The 15,314-nt window shown below is 66.4% G+C and carries 14 protein-coding genes; 3 read left to right on the forward strand and 11 right to left on the reverse strand.

All coding sequences use genetic code 11. The annotated features are described in order from the left end of the window. Positions 1-15: 15 nt before the first annotated feature. The 11 genes from ACOCMM_RS12170 to ACOCMM_RS12220 are packed head-to-tail and all read right to left on the reverse strand — an operon-like array spanning position 16 to position 12,944. Positions 16-843 carry an SDR family NAD(P)-dependent oxidoreductase gene (locus ACOCMM_RS12170; protein ID WP_419553409.1) on the reverse strand — a complete coding sequence of 276 codons (828 nt, stop codon included), beginning with the start codon at positions 841-843 and terminating at the stop codon, positions 16-18. Between the two features lie 9 nt (positions 844-852). Continuing rightward, positions 853-1,881, reverse strand: a complete 1,029-nt coding sequence (locus ACOCMM_RS12175) for an aspartate aminotransferase family protein (protein WP_419553410.1) — start codon at positions 1,879-1,881, stop codon at positions 853-855. Between the two features lie 25 nt (positions 1,882-1,906). Next, positions 1,907-2,803 carry an aminotransferase class IV gene (locus ACOCMM_RS12180; RefSeq protein ID WP_419553411.1) on the reverse strand — a complete coding sequence of 299 codons (897 nt, stop codon included), beginning with the start codon at positions 2,801-2,803 and terminating at the stop codon, positions 1,907-1,909. Positions 2,804-2,822: 19 nt separating this feature from the next. Further along, positions 2,823-3,926, reverse strand: coding sequence for an LLM class flavin-dependent oxidoreductase (locus ACOCMM_RS12185; RefSeq protein ID WP_419553412.1), 1,104 nt, complete (start codon positions 3,924-3,926; stop codon positions 2,823-2,825). A gap of 43 nt (positions 3,927-3,969) precedes the next feature. Next, complete coding sequence (locus ACOCMM_RS12190) at positions 3,970-5,532, reverse strand: acyl-CoA carboxylase subunit beta (RefSeq protein WP_419553413.1); 1,563 nt, start codon at positions 5,530-5,532, stop codon at positions 3,970-3,972. Then, the gene (locus ACOCMM_RS12195; protein WP_419553414.1) at positions 5,525-7,330 is read right to left on the reverse strand and encodes a hydantoinase B/oxoprolinase family protein; all 1,806 of its coding nucleotides are present in this window, start codon (positions 7,328-7,330) and stop codon (positions 5,525-5,527) included. The genes ACOCMM_RS12190 and ACOCMM_RS12195 overlap by 8 nt, the downstream gene beginning before the upstream one ends. Continuing rightward, entirely contained in the window at positions 7,330-9,411 is a 2,082-nt protein-coding gene (locus tag ACOCMM_RS12200) for a hydantoinase/oxoprolinase family protein (RefSeq protein WP_419553415.1), read from the reverse strand. The genes ACOCMM_RS12195 and ACOCMM_RS12200 overlap by 1 nt, the downstream gene beginning before the upstream one ends. Before the next feature lie 58 nt (positions 9,412-9,469). Beyond that, complete coding sequence (locus ACOCMM_RS12205; RefSeq protein WP_419553416.1) at positions 9,470-10,027, reverse strand: ureidoglycolate lyase; 558 nt, start codon at positions 10,025-10,027, stop codon at positions 9,470-9,472. Then, positions 10,027-10,971 (reverse strand): polysaccharide deacetylase family protein, encoded by a 945-nt coding sequence (locus ACOCMM_RS12210; RefSeq protein ID WP_419553417.1) that lies wholly within the window; start codon positions 10,969-10,971, stop codon positions 10,027-10,029. Before ACOCMM_RS12210 ends, ACOCMM_RS12205 begins: the two co-directional genes overlap by 1 nt. Next, positions 10,971-11,747: an SDR family NAD(P)-dependent oxidoreductase gene (locus ACOCMM_RS12215; protein ID WP_419553418.1), complete on the reverse strand. Its 777-nt coding sequence runs from the start codon at positions 11,745-11,747 to the stop codon at positions 10,971-10,973. Before ACOCMM_RS12215 ends, ACOCMM_RS12210 begins: the two co-directional genes overlap by 1 nt. 48 nt (positions 11,748-11,795) lie before the next feature. Beyond that, complete coding sequence (locus ACOCMM_RS12220; RefSeq protein ID WP_419553419.1) at positions 11,796-12,944, reverse strand: M24 family metallopeptidase; 1,149 nt, start codon at positions 12,942-12,944, stop codon at positions 11,796-11,798. A gap of 183 nt (positions 12,945-13,127) precedes the next feature. Between ACOCMM_RS12220 and ACOCMM_RS12225 the strand changes: the two genes are divergently transcribed. The 3 genes from ACOCMM_RS12225 to ACOCMM_RS12235 are packed head-to-tail and all read left to right on the forward strand — an operon-like array spanning position 13,128 to position 15,089. Continuing rightward, positions 13,128-13,541 (forward strand): RidA family protein, encoded by a 414-nt coding sequence (locus ACOCMM_RS12225; protein ID WP_419553420.1) that lies wholly within the window; start codon positions 13,128-13,130, stop codon positions 13,539-13,541. Between the two features lie 14 nt (positions 13,542-13,555). Next, positions 13,556-14,584 (forward strand): TIGR03619 family F420-dependent LLM class oxidoreductase, encoded by a 1,029-nt coding sequence (locus tag ACOCMM_RS12230; RefSeq protein WP_419553421.1) that lies wholly within the window; start codon positions 13,556-13,558, stop codon positions 14,582-14,584. A 31-nt stretch (positions 14,585-14,615) separates the two neighbouring features. Then, positions 14,616-15,089, forward strand: coding sequence for a nuclear transport factor 2 family protein (locus tag ACOCMM_RS12235; protein ID WP_419553422.1), 474 nt, complete (start codon positions 14,616-14,618; stop codon positions 15,087-15,089). The last annotated feature ends 225 nt before the right edge of the window (positions 15,090-15,314 follow it).

Genomic DNA, 15,314 nt, shown 5'->3' on the forward strand with positions numbered 1-15,314 from the left:
CGGTCAGGCCGACGATCAGCTCGCGGGCGCCATGCCACCATCGATGGTGTAGCTCTGCCCAGTGATCCACCGGCCCTGATCGCTGCACAGATAGACAACCTGGTGAGCGACGTCCTCACCCGTTCCAGCCCGCTCCATTGCGATCCGACTGTCGATGTAGTCGGTCCATTCCTCCCGCCGGCCCCAGTCGTCGTGGCGGAACGTGTCGATCAGCCCGGGGTTGATCGCATTGGCGGTGATGCCGTGGCGACCGAGCTCCTGGGCCAGGAACGCCGTCAAGGTCTCCACCGCAGCCTTGCTGGTCGCGTAGGCGGCGCTATTCGGCGCCAGGATGCGCGGCGAGACCGAGCAGATGTTCACGAACGAGCCCCCTTCGCTGTGCTCGATCATGTGTCGCGCGAAGTACTTCGACATCAGGAACGTGCCCGTGAGATTCACGTTCATGACCGTGTTCCACGCAGCCAATTCGAGGTCGACGATGGGGACACGATCGGCGCCCTTGGCGGCGCCAGCGTTGTTCACGACGATGTGGACCGGCCCGAGCTCGTCGACGATCTGAGCGAGCAGCGACTGGACGGCGTCGGGATCGGCCACGTCGCTCACGACGGGCAGGGCACTGCGACCCTCGCCACGTATCTCATCGGCGACGGAGTCGATGTCGCGCCAGCCGGCCTCTTGCTCGTCCTCGGGGTAGTCGGCGGGTGCTCGTCCGGTGCCGGTGATCACGACGTCACACCCGGCGCGGGCGAGAGCGACCGCGATCGGGCGGCCGATCGACCTCATACGTCCTGCGCCGGTGACCACCGCCACTCGATCCTGGAGACCAGTCAGCTCGTAGGACATGGGGAGCTTTTACACCGAACGAGACTGCTCGGCGACGAAAGCACCGAGGCGCCGGGCCATGAGCTCTGGTGTCAGAACCTCGGTCAGGGCCGCGACGCCGGCTGCCATGCTCACGGTGTTGTTGTTGTTGAACGTGCCGCCCTGGGTCAGCCCGCCACCGGCCGCCGGGTCGAAGGCAGCCATCAGCTCACGACGACCACCGAAGGCACCGATCGTCAGACCGCCGGCGATGTACTTGCCGAGCGTCGTCATGTCGGGGGTGATGCCGAGCACCTCCTGGGCACCGCCTGGCGAGAGCCGCGACGTCATCACCTCGTCGAAGATCAGCTGAGCTCCGTAGGCATCGCACTGGGCACTCAGCTCGGCGAGGAAGTCGGGCTCGCCGGGGATACAGCCGCTGGCGCCGATCATCGGCTCGACGAGAGCGCAGCCGATGTCGTCGGGATGAGCGGCGAAGGCACGACGAACGGACTCGGTGTCGTTGTAGTCGGCGAAGACCCACTTGTGGGGAACGTTCAGGGGCCTGCCGGTCGGCCCGAAGTACAGGACGCCACCGTGGTAGCCACCATGGAACACCAAAACGCCCGGTCGCCCCGTGGCGTGAAGCGAAGTCGCGATGGCGTAGAGGTTCGCTTCTGTCCCCGAGTTGGTGAACCGGACCTGATCGATCGACGGAAACCTCTCGCACACCAGCCTGGCGAGCTCGAGCTCGGCCGGGTGCGTGGCGCCGATCGACAGCCCGGCGTCCAGGGCCGTGATCACCGCCCGCCGGACCGCCTCGGGACGATGCCCGAGGAGGCCGGCCGTGTAGTTGCCCAGCAGATCGACATAGGTGTGACCGTCGACGTCGGTCAGCAGTCCCCCCTCGGCCGACACGACACGGAACGGGAACGGCTCGAAGTCGAGCACGGAGCGGGTGTTCCCCCCGGGCAGGAACTCGCGAGCGGCCGCTGCGAGGCGCGCGCTCTCGGGCCGACGGTCGGCGTACCGGCGACGAGCGGCCTCGACAGCCACGTCGAGATCGGTGCCCGGTGGCATCGCTGCCTCCTGTCGTCTGGTTGTGTCAGTAGTCGACTGGCGTGATGTAGGCCGGGTCGCTGTGGGCCGCCCAGTAGAGGTCCCGTACACGGGTCGTGACCGGCCCGGGCTTCCCGTCGCCGATCGTCTCACCATCCAGCACCGTGACCGGCATGACCCCGCCGGCCGTACTGGTCACGAACAGCTCGTCGGCCGCTCTCACGTCGTCGACCGGCAGCGGTGCCACCACGGTGTCGATACCGACCGAGGAGGCGAGCTCGATGACCGTTCGACGGGTGACACCTTCGAGGACGCCCCGATCGGGCGTATAGAGCCGCTCGCCGGCGACGGCGAAGACGTTGAAGCCGTTGCCCTCGGTCACATTGCCGGCGGCATCGGGCAGCACGACGAGATCGCCGCCCCGGTCGAAGGCCTCGAACATCCCTTGCATGAGGTCGCCCCAGTGATGGTTCTTCACCGTCGGGTCGACGGCTTCGGGCGGGATGCGGATCGTGTTCTCGGCGATCACCAGATGCGAGCCCGTCTCCTGACGTTCGGCGGGGACGATCCAGACGTACGGGATCGCATAGGCGTAGAACCGGTTCACGAAGGTCCGCGGATCGGCGGTACGAGAGTGGGGGATGCCCCGGGTGACCAGCATGTCGACGAACGCTTCGCGGAGACTGGAGCGGCGCACACACTCGAAGAGGATCTCCCTCATCTCCGATCGAGTGACCGGTGGGTTCATACAGATCGTCTGCCAGCTCTTCTCGAACCGGTCGAGGTGGTCGTCGAGCCGGAAGAACGCGCCCCCCCATACGCCGACCACGTCGTAGGTGAGATCGGCGTGCTGGAAGCCGGTGTCGGCGATGGGCACCGTGGCGGCCTCATAAGGGACGAACTCGCCGTCGACCCAAGCGCACCCGGAGCTGTAGTCGGTCATCGGCGCCAACCCGGCCGGCTCAGGCGGCGGATGCGAGGGCGGGCACCTGTAACGGCGGCGCGTCCCACGACTTGAGCTCGGGCAGGACCTTGTCGGCGAAGAGACGGACGCTCCGCTCGACCTCGCTGTAGGGCATGCCGCCGTAGCTGAATCCGGGCATGAAGCCGGCTGCGTTGATCGTGTTCTTGATGAACTCGAACTTCTCGATGACCTGCTCGGGTGTCCCCCACGGCATGAGCTTCACGAAGTCGTCGGCGGCTCCCTCGGCACCATGGCGGGAGATGTTCTTCGTGATGTTCGTGTAGAACTCGTACCCCTTGACGCCGCGGTGAGGGTCATCGCCGAACTCGTAGTGCTGCATGATCGACGCGTAGTAGGCCCCCATGTACCGGTGCGCCATCTCCTCGGCCCGATCGGCCGACTCGTCGACGAAGCAGCTCCCACCCGACAGCGGCGGTGGAGCGGCGCAGCCGTTCTCCTGTTCGTAGATCTCGTTGTAGACAGCGAAGTCTTGCTCGACGATGTCCCATGGTTTCTGAGGGATGACGAGCAGGCCGACACCGAGCTTGGCCATGATCGGCATCGACTCGGGCGAGACGGCAGCCGCGTAGGTCCGCCCCCGAAACGAATGCTCGGGTCTGGGCCTGATGTCGCGTCTGGGTTGTTGGACGAACTCACCGTCGTGCTCGAGATAGCCCCGTTCGAGCCCTTCGATGATCATCTCGGCGTACTCGATGAACCTCTCGCGACTGGTGTTCATGTCGACCCGGAAGCCGTCGTACTCGACGCGCGCGATACCGCGGCCGAGACCGAGGATCAGACGTCCACCCGAGAGATTGTCGAGCATGGTGATCTGCTCGGCGATCCGCATGGGGTCGTGCCAGGGCAACACGATGACACCCGTGCCGAGCAGGATTCTCTCCGTGCGGCCGGCGTGGTACGTGAGGAACTGCACCGGGTCGGGGCACATGATGTAGTCGGTGAAGTGATGCTCGACCGTCCAGAGTGACTCGAAACCGAGACTCTCCAGCTCGTCGATCAACTCGAGCTCACTACCCCAGACTTCACTGTCGGGAAGGGCATCAGCCGGGTTCTGAAAGTTCGCCGAATAGCCAACGTGCATGGTGAACCTCCGACGTCACCGACAGCCTATAGACGATCGCGAGTCAGCAACTCGGCCACCAGCTGAGGGGCCTGGACTCGGGTGGGGGCAGGGAACGGCTGGCCAGGCTGTTCAGGTCCTCGGCCAGGATCATGCGAGTCTCGGCCGGATCGATGATCTCGTCGACTCTCATCGTGCCGGCCGCCTCGTACGGCGACGTCGCCTCGGCCACCTCGGTCACCAACCGGGCCCGCTCGGCCTCGCGCTCGTCCTCGTCGGCGATCTGGGCCAGCTTGGTCCCGTAGGCGACGTTCACCCCGACCTCGGGGTCCATGAAGCCGATCTCCGCTCCGGGCCACGCATAGACGCCGTGGGCCGGCATCTGGGACCCGTTCATCGCCTGCCACGCCAGCCCGAACGCCTTGCGCACACACACGGTGAGGGTTGGCGTCGATGCGAGCTGCAGGGCCTGCATCATGCGCATACCCCAGTGGAGCATCCGGTCGTGCTCGACCCGGCGTCCGACCATGAAGCCGGGTACGTCGACGATGAAGATGACGGGGAGGTTGAACGCATCGCACACGGTCATCAAGCGGATGATCTTGTGACATGACTCCGGGTCGAGCACCCCGGCGTTGAACATCGGGTTGTTGGCGACCACGCCAACTGAGAAGCCGTCGATGCGGGCCAGCGCGCTCACGACGCTGCGGGCATAGCGGGGCTGGAGCTCGAAGACGGAGCCCTCGTCGCAGAGCCGGGTGACGACCCTACGCATGTCGTAGCCCCTGGTTCGCTGGGTCGGGACGAGTCCAACGAGCCCGGGGTCGGGCTCGATCTCGCCCGGAGGCTCGCCCCGCGGAGGCGGCTGGTGAGCGTTCGACGGGAGATAGCTCAGCCAGCGGCGGATCGCCGCCCACGCTTCTTCATCGGCCTCGACCCCGAGATCGATCTGGCCGGTCGTCTCGGCGTGGACGGCGACGCCGCCGACCTCCTCGAAGCTGATGATCTCGCCGGTCGCGATCTCGAACACGCGCGGGGATGTCACGGCCAGACACGAGCCCTCGGTCATGACGACGAAGTCCGACATCGCGGACAGAAACGACGAGCCGCCGAAGGACTGTCCCACGATCGCTGTCGCCATCGGGACCTGGTGGTGGCGGGCGGCCATCGTGAAGAGGTCGCCGGGCTCGGAGATCCCCTCTGCCCCCATCGTGTCGGGAATGCGCGCCCCTCCCGTTTGGCCGAAGTGCACGATCGGAACGCCCATGGCCAGGGCTCGTTCGAAGAGGCGGTACTCCTTGCGGGTCCCCACGATCGAGCTCGAGCCCCGGAGGACGGTTATGTCGTCGCCGAAGACGGCGACCGGTCGGCCCTCGACGGTTCCGTGCCCACCGATCTTGCCGTCGCCGGGGGTTCGGTCCCTGTCCTCCAGGCGCATCGAGCGGCTGAACGTCCCGATCTCCCGGAAGCTCCCCCCATCGAGGAACCCCTCGATATGGTCCCGGACGGTCGGCGTGCCCTCCGTCCGCATCCGCTCGACCTTCTCGGCTCCGCCCATCTCGTCGCGGACGGTCACCGCCTTCTCCCGAAGCTCACGGACCGCTTCGTGCTGATCGGCCTCAGCCAAGGCGACCGGCCCGGAGCTCGGAGGTCGCGGCCCGGTCGACCTCGAGTGTCTCGAAGCGATCCGGGTCGCCGGTGATGACGACGCCGTAGGCGTCGCGGGCTCGGCCGAGCGTGACGTACCGCTCACGCACGTCGGTCAGCACGAGGTCGGGATCGCGCTCGAGGGGGCTGCCGTACCCACCACCACCCGCTGACCGGGACAGGATCCTCTCGCCGGGCTGGAGGTCGACGGCCGCCACCGCCTCGGGCCGTTCGGTCACCCCACCGGCGGGACCGACGACGGCCGCCGAGCACACGGTCGGCCCGTCGCCACCGCGGACACCCCGGGCGGGATGGACGATTCCCTCCATCTGGTAGTGAACGCGCATCTCGTCGAGGAGGGGCCCGTATTCGCAGAGGTTCCCGGGCGCGCCTCGCGTGCGACCGGCCCCTTCGGAGTCGGGTCGGATCTGCGATTGGGTGATGATGAGCGGGTACTTGGCCTCGTCCACCTCGATCGAGTCGCGATAGAGCAGACCGTTGCAGTTGATCGCGACCAGGGAGAGCCAGCCGTCGGACTCGGCCGTTGCGGGCCCTCCGGCCGTACCGTTGAACAGCTGGGCGATGTAGTCGCCTCCCTTGCGGGGGTCATAGCCGGACACGACGCCGAAGCAGGGCGGGTGCCCGTAGCACGGCTCAGCGGCTCCCCACCCCTCGACGAGCTCGGCGAAGGCGTAGAAGACCAGCGGGAAGAGCCGCTCGGAGATCGTCGTCGTCGCCATCGAGCACGATCGAGGGAATCTCGGGATCCCGACACAGCAGTTCTCGCGGATCTTCACGTCGAAGCACCGGAACGATCCCGCGTTGAACTCGACCCGGGGGGTCCGGCTCTCTCGCTGCGAGTTCACGACGTACAGCGTCCCGGCGATGACCCCGTTCACCGCGGTCGCCTCGCTCAGGTTCAACCCGACCGGCAGGCAATCGGCATTGCCGCGCAGATCGATCGTGACCGTGCCCGTCGTGTTGTCGACGTCGATGTCGGCCATCAGTGGCAGCCCGTCGGGTAGCCCGGGGAACGGGTCGAGGTGGCTGCGCGCCTCGATGTGGCCGGCCGGCAGCTCGCGAATGGCCTCCTGGCACCTGATCTCGGAGTAGTCGAACCAGGCTTCGAGGAAGGCGACGACCTTCTCACGTCCGTACCTCGAGCAGAACTCATTCAGCGAGCGCTCGGCGACGCGGCACGCCGCGACCTGGGCGAGATAGTCGCCGTACCAGATCTCGGGGACCCGGATCCGCCGCTGGCACATCCGGATGATGTCGGCGACGTCCTCGTAGCTCTCCTGGATCTTCACCGAGGGGAAGAGCAGGGCGCCTTCCTCGTAGACATCGCGCGCGTGGGGCATATAGGTCGTGGGGATCGAGTTGCCGATGTCGGCCTGATGGCCCTTGGCGATCGCGGTGAACATGTGCTCACCGTCGATGAAGACGGGGACGATGAGCGAGTAGTCGGCCGCGTGGGTGCCGCCGGTATAGGGGTCGTTGTGCAGGAAGGCGTCGCCCTCCTGGACAACGGGATGGGCCTCGAGCATCGCCTGGTTGAGGAGCGAAGCGCCGTACACGTGGACCGGCAGCCCCTCGCCGACAGCGATCAGGTCACCGTCCGCCGTGGCAAGCGAACACGAGAAGTCGCGGGAGATCGCCAACGTCGTCGACCGGGCCGCCCGAAGGAGGGTGTTCTCCATCTGGCGCACGATCCCCTCGAAGCGGCTCGACATCACCGCCAGCTCGACCGCATCGACCTCTGTCGCCGTCGAAGCCATCACTCACCTCCAGGCGTCGCTATGTATGCGGCTGCGGTGACCTCGATCGTCGACCCCGGGGGTGCCACGATCGTCGTGGTCTCCTCCTCGATGATGGCCGGCCCCTCGATGATCTCGCCGTCCCTCAGGCCCCCGGCCCGGAAGATCTCGGTCTCGATCGACCGCCCTTCGAAGTAGGCAACCCTGTGCTCCTCGACCCTCAGGGACTCGTCGGTTGGCAGGGTGGGAAGCTTCGGTCGGGCGCTCGCTGTCCGGGTCTCACCGCGCCAGGCGATCACCTCGATGGGCGCGCCCGGCTCGTTCACGGCGAACACGGCCTGATGTATGTCGTCGAAGCGAGCCTGGAGGTCAGCGACATCGTCGGGGCCGTCGAAGCCTCGCCGATCGCCCAGCGGGACATCGATCTCCCAGAGCTGATTGGCGTAACGCGCTTCGGCCGTGAAGGCGCGGCTCCGCTTGCCCTCCCCCCCGACGCGGGTGTCGGCCTCGTCCATCGCCTTGTGCATCGTCGCGAAGGCGGCGTTGACCCGGTCGTAGTCGAAGCTGTCCGACGAGGTGGCAACGCTCTGGGAGAACACCGAGGTGATGTCGGAGTACTGGCCACCGACCGCGCTCAGGCCGGCTGCCAGCTTCGGGATGAACACGCCGAGCACACCCAGCTCCCGCGCTATGGAGACGATTCCCAGGCCCGAGGACCCGCCGCCGGCCACGATGATGCAGTCCTTGGGGTTGATCCCCTGGGCCACGGTGAGCTCGGTGACGAAGGACCTCATGTTCTCGTTCGAGACGGTCAGGATCGCGCTGGCCGCCTCCTCGACGCTCATTCCCAGCCGGGACGCGACATGGTCGTCGATGGCCCGGCGGGCCAGGTCGACGTCGAGACGCATCCGCCCACCCAGGAAGAAGGCCGGGTCGATGTACCCCACCGCAACAGCCGCATCGGTGACGGTGGGACGATCGCCGCCGTAGCCGTAGCACGCTGGGCCCGGGTGCGCTCCCGCCGACTGGGGGCCGACGGTGAGGAGCCCACCGCGGTCGACCTGGGCGATGGAGCCACCGCCCGCGCCGATCGACCGGGTGTCGACAGCGGGGAGACCCGTCATGTGGCCATACCACTTCTCGCCGAGCCACTTCTCACGGGTGTAGACGATGTGACCGTCTCGCAGGGGGCCGACGTCGAAGGATGTCCCGCCCGCATCGACGACGAGCACGTCGCGGGAGATCTCCGAGGCCCCTCCTGCATCGGCGTACACCTGGCCGGCCACGGGCGCCAGCGCCGGCCCCGAGTCGACACTGTGCAGTGGCTTGGTCGTCATCTCGTCCATCCTCATGACACCCCCGGAGATGTGCGTCACCATCAGGGGGTCGCTCTGGAAGCCGAGCTCCCGGAGACGGTGGTCGATGTCCTCGAGGTGAGCACGCATGAGGGGCTTGAGCGACGCATCGATGACCGTGGCCGAGGCTCGCCGGTACTCCCTGGCGAGGGGATTGAGCTCGTGGCTCAGGGTGTACTCGACCCCGGGAAGCATCTCGTCGATGAGCTCGCCGACGCGCACCTCGTGGGAGGGATTGACGATCGACCACAGCAGACACACGCCGACGGCTTCGACCTCGAGCTCGCCCAGCCGGGCGAGCACTCGTCGGCACGCCTCCTCGTCCAGGGGGATGTGGACGGTCCCGTCGTGCAGGACCCGCTCGTCGAGCTCGAAGGTGAGCGAGCGGGGCACATAGGGCTCGGGGTAGGGCATCGCGAGGTTCAGGGAGTTGTCACGGCCACCCTCCCGGTAGACGAGGATGTCGGGGTGGCCACGGGTGGTCACGAAGGCGGTGCGAGCCGTCGTACCGACGATGATCGCGTTGGTGGCGTGGGTCGTGGAGTACACGAAGGTCCGGGTGTCCCCGAGTAGCTCGGCGACGGTCTGACCCTGGTCCTCGGCGGCCAGCTCGAGGGCGACCTGGATTCCCTCGAATACGTCCTCGGGCGTCGTGGCCCCCTTGTACAGACCGAGCACCTCGTGCTCGTCCGCGAGCACGAGATCGCTGAACGTGCCGCCGGTGTCAACGGTGATCGTGTAGCTCATACAACCCCGGATCTGCGTCGTGCGAGCGCGGAGCGACCCTAGGCGCTCCTGGGCTCGCTCACCCGGTGCTCCTGGAGACGTCGATCTCGAAGACGAGATCGAAGCTCTCCTCGTAATCGACCTGCTGGGTCAGCTTCAGGTCCTTCTCGTCAGTCGACGCCAGCTCGTCGGTCGTCGCCTGGTCGGAGATGGCGACGAACGACGAGTGGCCGGGCCGGATGGGCAGACGATCGAGGGAGTGCCACGTGCCCGCGTTGAGCAGGTAGCCGGCCGAGCCGTCGATGAGGAACGCCCGCACGTCGTCGGGGTCGGGAATCGACGCCTCCTGGCGCTCGGTGGGGGGAGCGACGGCCAGGACGGCCGGCACACCTTCGAGGGGGATGAACGTCTGGGCCACCTGGAAGTGGCGCTCGAGCTTGCTGACGCGCAGCCCGAAGTACTCGGTTCTCAACAGGACGACCTGGGGTCTGCTCCCACAGTGGAAGTCGGCGAACCATCCGACCGAGCCGAGGCCGTGGAAGTCGGGCTCCCGGGAGGCGTTCGGATCGAGGACCTGCCCGAACCCCCGGAAGCTCGCCTCGGTCAGCGCCTCGGCGGTGATGGTCTTGGTCGCCATCAGCCGGACGGGAACTCGGACAGCCAGAACCGGGCGATCTCGTCTCGCCGGGCGAACCAGACGTCACCGGTGCCCTGGGCGTAGTCGATCAGCCTGGCCAGGGCGTCAGCGCGTGCGGGCCGGCCGAACAGACGTGGATGGGTGCCGACCGACAGCATCCGGGCGACGCCGCTCCGTTCCGCCTCGTGACGGAGCCGGTCGACGGCCGCCTTACCGTCGGAGAAGAAATCCTCGCCGGAGGAGTACCCCTGTGGCATGACGAAGCGGACGTCGTTCAGGTCGAGCGCGTAGGGCACGACCAGATGTGACGTGCCTCCGACATCGACGTAGTACGGCAGCTCGTCGTTGTACGAGTCGCCGTCGTAGAGGAAGCCGCCTTCCTCGACGACCAGCTCCCGCGTATGAACACTCGGCCCGTAGCGGCAATACCACCCGACCGGTCGCTCACCGCAAGTCTTCTCGAAGGACTCGACGGCGAGGCGGATCGACTCCCGCTCTTCGTCTCTGGTCATCGCATAGTGCTCGACCCAGCGATACCCGTGGCTGCAGATCTCGTGACCCTCTTCGATCAGCCTGCGACCGACCTCGGGATTTCGCTCGATGGCGACGGCGCAGGCGAAGAACGTGCAGTTGATGCCGGCCTCGGCGAAGATCCCCATCTCCCGCCAGACTCCGACGCGCGAGCCGTACTCGTACATCGACTCCATGGCGAGATCGCGAATAGACGGGTCGAGCGGGCGGTTCACCTCGCCGAGCATGTCGTTGCGCCCGTCACCCATCGGCAGCGAGTACTCCGACCCCTCCTCGTAGTTGACGACGATGTTCATCGCCACCGATGCGCCGCCTGGCCACGAGAACTCGGGTGGGTGCTCGCCGTAGCCGACGTAGTCGCGGCTCGGCCCCGACCCGAAGTCGTCCTGGTTGTTGAGGAACTGGGGCGCCATCAGTACGCCATGTGGCCGCCGTCTACGAGCAGGTTGATGCCCGACACGTAGCTGGCGTCGTCCGAGGCCAGGTACAGGGCAGCACCGGCGATGTCCGCCGGCCGTCCGAGGCGTCGGAAGGGCGTGCGCTTGAACGACTCGGCGACCGACGGATGGTCGTCGTCTTCGACGTCACCGTGGGTCCCGGTGAGGATCCGCCCCGGGGCGATGGCGTTCACCATGATGCCGTGGCGTCCGTAGTCGACGGCGAGCTGGTGCGTCATGTTGATGATCGCGCCCTTGCTGACCGCATAGGCGAAGAAGTCGGGCGGTCCGATCATCCCGTGCTGGGACGAGAAGTTGATGACCTTCCCCCGGACCTCGTTGATCTCGGGCTGGTCGATCATCTCGGCGATCGCCCGCTTGCAGCACAGGAAGACGCCCCGCACGTTCACGTTCATGAGGACGTCGAACATCTCCTCGGTCGTGTCGAGGATGTTCGTCGCCTCGAAGACAGCCGCCGCGTTCACCATCACGTCGAGTCGGCCGTAGCTGTCGACCGCCGTGCTGACCACATTGTCGACGTCGTCCCAGCGGCTGACGTCGGTCTGGACGAACATGGCGCTGCCGCCCTGTTCGGTGATCATGTCAGCGGTTGGCTGCCCACCGCCGATCGGGTCCTTCTGGATGTCGCCGACGACGACGTTGGCACCCTCCTCGGCAAATCGGAGGGCGACGGCCCGGGCGAGGCCGGAGCCGCCCCCGGTGATGACCGCAGTGCGTCCTTCTAAGCGCATGGTGGGCCTCCCTTTCTCTGCATGACGAGCCAGATCACCTCGAGAGGATCAGAGCTCGTTGATCGTGGGTGTGTCCCACGTCATGAACTGGCCCCCGTCCGGGGTGACCAGCACATTGTCGGTGACGCCGACAAAGCCGAGCTTGTCTCCGTCGGCGGGGTCGGCGAAATCGACCCAGCAATGGACGTTGACGATCTCGTTCTCTTGGCAAGCTCGATCGTTCCCCGGCACCCAGACACCCTCGATGGCGTCGTGGCCGATGCCGTGGAGGTTGTATGTGTGGTGCTGTTCGTCGGGATTCGTCTCGACCGGCCAGCCGCCAGCCGCCATACCTTCACCGGTGGTCTTCACGAAGTCGCTCGCCATCGCGCCCGGCTTCAGCGCGGCGATACCAGCGGTCACCGACTCGACGTGGAGGTCCCAGAAGTCCTGTGTCTCCGAGGACAGTGGTCCGAGCCGGTACAGCTGACGCGCTTCCAACCACGCACCCGACGGGCCCGGTCCCTCGATCCACACCATCACGAGACCGTCCTTGGCGATCTCCCTCATGGTGCCGAAGGCAGGCGCACCGAACGGCGGCGACCCGACGAGCACCATCGACGAGCGACAGCCGTACTCCCGCGAGATCTGGTGGGCCTCGGCGACGAGGTCGATCTCGGTGACGCCCGGTCGAATGGACGGCTCGAGGTCCTTGAACATCTGAGCGAAGATCGCCGATGTCTCACGATGATTCGCCAGTTCCTCGTCGCTCTTCACCTGGCGAACGGCGTCGAACTGTCGAGTGAGATCCCGGAGGTTGGCGTCGGGGATCGTCTCGGTCATCTCCAGATAGTGAGCATGGGACAGGGCATCGGCCATCCCCACCACGCCGACCTCGCCGGCGGCGTGTCCGAGATCGCGAAGAATCAGCGCGGTCTCCTCCCCGGGCTGGCCGGCCGTTCGGAAGTCGCTCGGCCAGTCGGACTGCTCGGCCTGGGCGGTCCCGAGAACCGGATGCCCGACGAAGATCGGGTTGCCTTTCATGGGCACGATGACGAAGGCGTCCGAGAGGAGCTGCCAGTAATCGGAGACGTAGGCGGTACGACCCCGATAGCGGATGTCGTCGCGCCCCACGACCACCATCGCGTCGACACCCTCGTCCTGCATCATGTCGCGCAGTCTCCCGTAGCGCGACTCCCGCTCTTCGGGGGAGCTCATCCTGAGAAGGGGATTCTGGAAATGTCGGTCAGTGCCGACTGATGAGCGGGTCATCGGGACCTCCTTCGGGTCACCCGCGTTTTCGCGCGATCCGCCGGGATTATTTCCAGTATAGTCTCTTGACTGGGAACGAGCAAGACTTCTTCCTGCAGCGGAGCACGGACCCTTCACCTGAGGAGTCCCATGGCCAAGGTTCAAGCCCACCGAATCATCACCGACCCCGACCCCTTCGCCCGGTTCAATCTGGCCGCTGGCTACCGGGTCGGCGACCTCGTCTATCTCTCCGGGCTCCCGGGCGTCACCCCCGACGGGGCCGAGCCCGTGAGCGTCGATGACTTCGACGCCCAGGCGGAGCAGGCGTTCAAGAACATCGAGTGGGTTCTCAGCAGCGCTGGGTCGAGCCTCGATCAGATCATCAAGGTGACCATCTATCTGACGGACATGGGCTACTACGACAAGATCCTGGAGCTCCGTGAGCGGTGGTTCACGCCCCCTTACCCGGCCGACACGATCGTCGAGGTAAGTGCGCTGGCGATGCCCGAGCTGATGATCGAGATCGACGTGATCGCCATGGTCGACGGTGAGATCGTGGGCTAGCAGGGGAGGGCAAGATGCAGATCGGTCTCTACGGGCACACGCACGGCTTGGGCTATCGGGACGAGATCAACCTGTTCGCGCGGAGCATGCCAGCAACGTTGCTGGATCCCACGAGCGTCGCCCAGGACGCAGAACGGGCCGGCTTCCACTCGATGTGGTTTCCCGATCACGTCTGTATGCCGATGGCGAGCGAGAGCGCGCACGTCGCCAACGAGTCTCGAGAGCGAGCGTACGAGCCCCGTCACGAGATGCTCGACGCAGCGGTGGTCATGGGTGCAGTGGCCACGGTGACGACCCGACTGAGGCTCGGCACGAGTGTGCTGATCGCCCCGTACAGGAACCCGCTGAGCGACGCCCGGCAGTTCGCGACGGTGGACATCCTGTCCAACGGCCGCCTGATCCTCGGTGTCGGGGCGGGCTGGATGGCCGAGGAGTACGACGCGCTGGGTATCGACTTCGCAGAACGTGGCCGTCGCACGATCGAGTCCATCGAGATCTACAAGCGCAGCTGGACGGACGACGTCGTGGCCTTCGAAGGTGAGCACTTCAGGTTCGAGAACCTCTCGATGGATCCCAAACCGGTACAGCAGCCCCGACCACCCATCCTGTACGGCGGGGTGGCCGCCACGGGCGCCCGGCGGGCAGCGCGCCATTGTGATGGCTTCTATCCACTGTTCCTCGATCCGTACTCCGAGCCGAACAGATACGACGCCCTGAACGACGTCATCCGGGACGAGCTCGACCAGGTCGGCCGGGCCCACGAGACGTTCACGATGGCCGCTGCCACGACGATGCACGTGACCGATGCCAGCGACGCTCTCGCCACCGCCAGCCCCAGGATGATCTGCACGGGCTCGGCCGAGCAGGTCCTCGAGGACCTCGAAGGCTTCGCCAAGGCCGGGTACTCACTGGCCGTCTGTTTGATGGACGTCCCATCGGGTGAGCTCTCCGAGCTCCGGGAGCAGATCGATCGAGTCGGACGCGAGGTCCTGCCCCAGGCTTCCGATCTGGTCGCCGCTGGTGACTGGCAGCCGGCCTTGTGACCACTTCTGGCATGAGAGGGAGAGGAGCATCATGAGTTCGAGTGACATCGAAGCGAGGCTGCAACGGCTCGAGGACATCGAGGCCATCAAGCAACTGAAAGCACGCTATTGCGCCTACTGCGATGACGACTACGACGCCGACGGAATCGCCGGCCTCTACACCGAGGACGGCACCTGGGACGGCAGCCCGTCGTTCCCGAGCCTGAACGGCCGGGAAGAGATCCGGGAGTTCTTCAAGGGAGCGGCCGAGATCATGACCCTCGCCCGTCACCAGGTCATGAACCCCATCATCGAGGTCGAGGGCGACGAGGCGAACGGGCAGTGGCTGCTCTTCCAGCCATGCACCGACGCCAACGCGGGGGCGGTCTGGCTCGCGGCGACCTACCTGGACGGGTATCGGCGGGTCGGCGACGACTGGAAGATCGCCGCGACACGGATCGAGGTCTCCTTCTTCTCGCCCTACGAGAAGGGCTGGGAAGCAGAGCGCTTCGTCGGAGAGTCCTAGGCCATTTGCAGCGGCGTCGCGATGGCCATCACGAGCTGGTCCTGGATGAGGAAGTCGGGCTCGTCGTCTCGGACCCGGGCCAGCTCCGGTGAGCCGACGTTTGCTCTCATGGCGTCAGGTCGTCGAACCAGGTCTGGGCGACCCCGTCGTGGCGACGTGCCCGGGAGGCTCTTCACGAACGCCAGCTGACGCCATGGGCCGGTATCTCGCCGTCGACCACCACAT

Source organism: Candidatus Poriferisodalis sp., assembly GCF_965198245.1.
Lineage (GTDB): Bacteria > Actinomycetota > Acidimicrobiia > Acidimicrobiales > Poriferisodalaceae > Poriferisodalis.

Coding starts and splice junctions, on each gene's coding strand:
- ACOCMM_RS12170 (WP_419553409.1), bottom strand. CDS start 843: ATGTCCTACGAGCTGACTGGTCTCCAGGATCGAGTGGCGGTGGTCACC.
- ACOCMM_RS12175 (WP_419553410.1), bottom strand. CDS start 1,881: ATGCCACCGGGCACCGATCTCGACGTGGCTGTCGAGGCCGCTCGTCGC.
- ACOCMM_RS12180 (WP_419553411.1), bottom strand. CDS start 2,803: ATGACCGACTACAGCTCCGGGTGCGCTTGGGTCGACGGCGAGTTCGTC.
- ACOCMM_RS12185 (WP_419553412.1), bottom strand. CDS start 3,926: ATGCACGTTGGCTATTCGGCGAACTTTCAGAACCCGGCTGATGCCCTT.
- ACOCMM_RS12195 (WP_419553414.1), bottom strand. CDS start 7,330: ATGGCTTCGACGGCGACAGAGGTCGATGCGGTCGAGCTGGCGGTGATG.
- ACOCMM_RS12200 (WP_419553415.1), bottom strand. CDS start 9,411: ATGAGCTACACGATCACCGTTGACACCGGCGGCACGTTCAGCGATCTC.
- ACOCMM_RS12205 (WP_419553416.1), bottom strand. CDS start 10,027: ATGGCGACCAAGACCATCACCGCCGAGGCGCTGACCGAGGCGAGCTTC.
- ACOCMM_RS12210 (WP_419553417.1), bottom strand. CDS start 10,971: ATGGCGCCCCAGTTCCTCAACAACCAGGACGACTTCGGGTCGGGGCCG.
- ACOCMM_RS12215 (WP_419553418.1), bottom strand. CDS start 11,747: ATGCGCTTAGAAGGACGCACTGCGGTCATCACCGGGGGCGGCTCCGGC.
- ACOCMM_RS12220 (WP_419553419.1), bottom strand. CDS start 12,944: ATGAGCTCCCCCGAAGAGCGGGAGTCGCGCTACGGGAGACTGCGCGAC.
- ACOCMM_RS12225 (WP_419553420.1), top strand. CDS start 13,128: ATGGCCAAGGTTCAAGCCCACCGAATCATCACCGACCCCGACCCCTTC.
- ACOCMM_RS12230 (WP_419553421.1), top strand. CDS start 13,556: ATGCAGATCGGTCTCTACGGGCACACGCACGGCTTGGGCTATCGGGAC.
- ACOCMM_RS12235 (WP_419553422.1), top strand. CDS start 14,616: ATGAGTTCGAGTGACATCGAAGCGAGGCTGCAACGGCTCGAGGACATC.